At 54.2% G+C, this 301-nt stretch carries 2 tRNA genes; both read right to left on the bottom strand.

Annotated elements, in window-relative coordinates:
• Positions 1–87: 87 nt before the first annotated feature.
• Positions 88–163: transfer RNA gene (locus ABT56_RS22675), tRNA-Gly, on the bottom strand.
• 2 nt (positions 164–165) lie between these two features.
• Positions 166–242 (bottom strand) — tRNA-Met (locus ABT56_RS22670).
• Positions 243–301: the final 59 nt, after the last annotated feature.

The following is a 301-nucleotide window of genomic DNA, read 5'->3' as shown; positions in this document are numbered from 1 at the left end:
AGCTGCTCCACCCCGCGTCCGTATTGTGTCACCGTTAAAGCACCGTGAGAGCTATTTTACCTGTTGCCGGAGCAACAAATAAGAATTTGGAGCGACACACGAGGTTCGAACTCGTGACCTCAACCTTGGCAAGGTTGCGCTCTACCAACTGAGCTAGTGTCGCATTGGTTGCGGGGGCCGGATTTGAACCAACGACCTTCGGGTTATGAGCCCGACGAGCTACCAAGCTGCTCCACCCCGCGTCCGTATTGTGTCACCGTTAAAGCACCGTGAGAGCTATTTTACCTGTTGCCGAAGCAAC

The sequence above is a fragment of the Photobacterium aquae genome (assembly GCF_001029445.1).
Classification (GTDB): domain Bacteria; phylum Pseudomonadota; class Gammaproteobacteria; order Enterobacterales; family Vibrionaceae; genus Photobacterium; species Photobacterium aquae.
Note: the sequence above shows the minus strand (reverse complement) of the source record. Positions and strands in the feature narration are given on the sequence as shown.